This is a genomic window from Streptomyces sp. NPDC054847 (assembly GCF_053610925.1).
This window is the reverse complement of sequence record NZ_JBSGZJ010000669.1, coordinates 1-2,587: the sequence shown is the minus strand read 5'-3', so window position 1 is coordinate 2,587 and position 2,587 is coordinate 1. Positions and strand designations below refer to the sequence as shown.

The window sequence follows — 2,587 nt, the reverse complement described above, 5'->3', positions numbered from 1 at the left end:
CGCCGGCCTCGTCGTCATGGCCGTCACCGCGGCCCTGGGCCTGTGGGCGGCGGGCGCGGGGGACCTGCCCGACGGCGGCTTCCTGCCGGTCGTCGCGGCCGTCGTCGTGATGGCGGCCGGCGGCACCGTGGAGGTCGCCGGGGAAGCCGGTGTGATCGCGGAGACAAGGGCCGGACTCACGGCCCTGCCCCTCTCCGTGGCACTCGCCGGAGCACTCACGTTGGCAGCAGGCTTTCTCCGGCCGCTGCGCCACAGGGCCGTCGCCTCCGCCGGCGAACTGGCGGGCTGGGCCGCCCGGCTGGCCTTCCTCTGGCTGCTCGCCCTCATCGGTCTCGGCGCGCTCGCCCGCCACACCTTCACCATCCCCATCGAGGATCCCACCGGCGGATTCCTCGAGGAATTCCTGGACGCCACCCCCCGCGTGGGATTCCGCACCGACGTTCCGCTCACCCTCCTGTTCGGCCTGCTCTGGCTGGCCGGTGTCCTGGCCCTTGCTGTGGTCGTGTCGCGCGGCAGCCCGCTCCCCGCCCGGCTGCTGCGCTTCCAGGAGTCGGTGCGGCCCGCCGCGTACGCCATGGTCGCCCTGCTGCTCACGTACGTGGCGGTCGGCGTGGTCATCGCCGTCGTCGTGGCACTGACCCGTGACAGCACCGCCGACACCTTCGCCGTGATCTTCCTCGGGCTGCCCAACCTCGTCTGGCTGGCCTTCACCCTCGGCCTCGGGGCCTCGTGGGAGGGCAAGGTCGAGGGTCCCTTCGGCCTGCCGATGCCGAAGCTGCTCGACGAGGTGCTGCGCACCGGCGACATGTCGACACTCGACCTTTCGGCGCTCGTCGAACGCGACGGCCGTGCCTGGTGGCTGCTGGTGGCCGCCGTCGTGCTCGTGCCGGCGGCGGCCTTCCTGATGGCCGTCCGCTCACCGGCCGGCATGCGGCTCTGGCAGCACGCCGTCCACATGGCCGTCGCCCTCGTGCTGACCGTGCTGACCGTCTGTCTCCTCGTCAGGCTCTACGCGCACTACGGCCTCTCCCTGCTCGGCATCGGCGACCTCGGCGGCGACCTCGCCGGTGAGGTGGCGCTGCGTCCGAACCTCTGGCCCGCCCTCGGTCTCGCCGCCGCGTGGGGACTGGTCACCGGCGTGATCGGCGGGCTCCTGGCGTCGCACGTCCACCGCCGCGGCCAGGTCGGGGTCCCACGTCACTGACGACGGGACCCGCCCGTGGCAGGGAAGACCGGCAGCGCCCACCGCGGCGGGTCCGGCGGGGGAGCGGCTCTTTCCGGCGCGAGCATGCCGCGCCCGGCCACCGCCGTCGCCGGGTGGCCGCCCTCGCCCGGTCCCGTGGACGCCGCGGCCGTCGCCGCACGCAAGGCCGCCACGAACTCGCCGCACGAGCCGTAGCGGTCGTCCGGACTCTTGGCGAGCGCCCGCGCCATGACGTCGTCGACGGCTCCGGGCAGATCGGGCCGCTTCCCGGTCAGCGGCGGCGCCGGATCGAACTGGTGCGCCCAGAGCAGGGCCATGTCGTCGTCACGCTGGAACGGCGGGCCGCCGGCCAGTGTCTCGAACACGACGCAGCCGAGGCTGTAGACGTCGCACCGCCCGTCGACCGGCCGACCGGAGATCTGCTCCGGAGCCACGTAGTCGAGCGTGCCCACGAACTGACCGACGGTCGTGAACCCGGTCAGCGACAGGGACTTCTTCGTCAGACCGAAGTCGGTCAGATAGACGTGCTCCGGATGGTCGCTGTCCGTGCCCTCGGCGACCAGGATGTTGCCGGGTTTGACGTCCCTGTGCACCAGGTCGTGGGCGTGCGCCGCGTCCAGCGCGGACGCCACCTGCGCGGCGATGCGACCCGCCGCGACGGCGGCCAGCGGGCCCATGCGGTCGAGGAGCACCCGCAGGTCCTGCCCGGCGACGTAGCGCATGGCGATGTAGAGCAGGCCGTCCGTCTCGCCCGCCTCGAAGACCGGCACGATGTGCGGATGGTCGATCGACGCGGCGACGCGCGACTCGTGCGTGAACCGCTTGCGGAAGGTGTCGTTACGGGCCAGTTCGGGAGCGAGCAGCTTCAGGGCGACGGTGCGGTCGAGGCGCAGATCCCGCGCCCGGTAGACCACCGCCATACCGCCCCGGCCGATCTCCCGCTCCACGAGATAGCCGGCCACCTTCTTGCCGACCAGCTCGGACGGCCTGCCGCCGGGCATTCCGGGAAGCGGCGGCATCAGCGCTCACCACCACGGGCGGACGGCCCTTCAGGGTGGTCCACGACGCGGGTGGCGTCGGGGTCTTCGGGGTGGTCGACGATGTGGGTGGCGTCGGGCGGTGTTTCGGGCTGGTCGACTACCCGGGTGGCGTCGGGGTCTTCGGGATGATCGACGACGCGGGTGGCGTCGGGTAGGGCTTCGGGCTGGTCGACTACCCGGGTGGCGTCGGGGTCTTCGGGATGGTCGACGACGCGGGTGGCGTCGGGTAGGGCTTCGGGTCGCTCGACGACGCGCGTGGCGTCGTGCGCTTCGGGGTGGGCGACGACCTGGGTGGCACCCGGGCCCGGCGTGTCCGTCGCTACCACCTGCGTCGGATCCGGCG

Annotated in this window: 2 protein-coding genes and 1 pseudogene; 1 reads left to right on the top strand and 2 read right to left on the bottom strand. The window is 73.0% G+C overall.

From position 1 onward, the window contains the following. Positions 1 to 1,204, top strand: a 1,204-nt coding sequence (locus ACWGH4_RS33995; protein WP_453467639.1) for a streptophobe family protein, incomplete at its 5' end; no start/stop codon positions are given. Here ACWGH4_RS33995 and ACWGH4_RS33990 read toward each other — a convergent pair. Together ACWGH4_RS33990 and ACWGH4_RS33985 are read right to left on the bottom strand one after the other, a co-directional pair. Next, positions 1,198 to 2,223, bottom strand: coding sequence for a serine/threonine-protein kinase (locus ACWGH4_RS33990; protein ID WP_453467637.1), 1,026 nt, complete (start codon positions 2,221 to 2,223; stop codon positions 1,198 to 1,200). The two genes, ACWGH4_RS33995 and ACWGH4_RS33990, sit on opposite strands and share 7 nt — an antisense overlap. After that, positions 2,223 to 2,587 (bottom strand): annotated as a pseudogene (locus ACWGH4_RS33985) (hypothetical protein); the annotation flags it as partial. The gene ACWGH4_RS33990 and the pseudogene ACWGH4_RS33985, both read right to left, overlap by 1 nt.

What these genes read in the sequence shown, in the direction of transcription:
- ACWGH4_RS33990 (WP_453467637.1), bottom strand. Translation starts at nt 2,223, where the DNA reads ATGCCGCCGCTTCCCGGAATGCCCGGCGGCAGGCCGTCCGAGCTGGTC.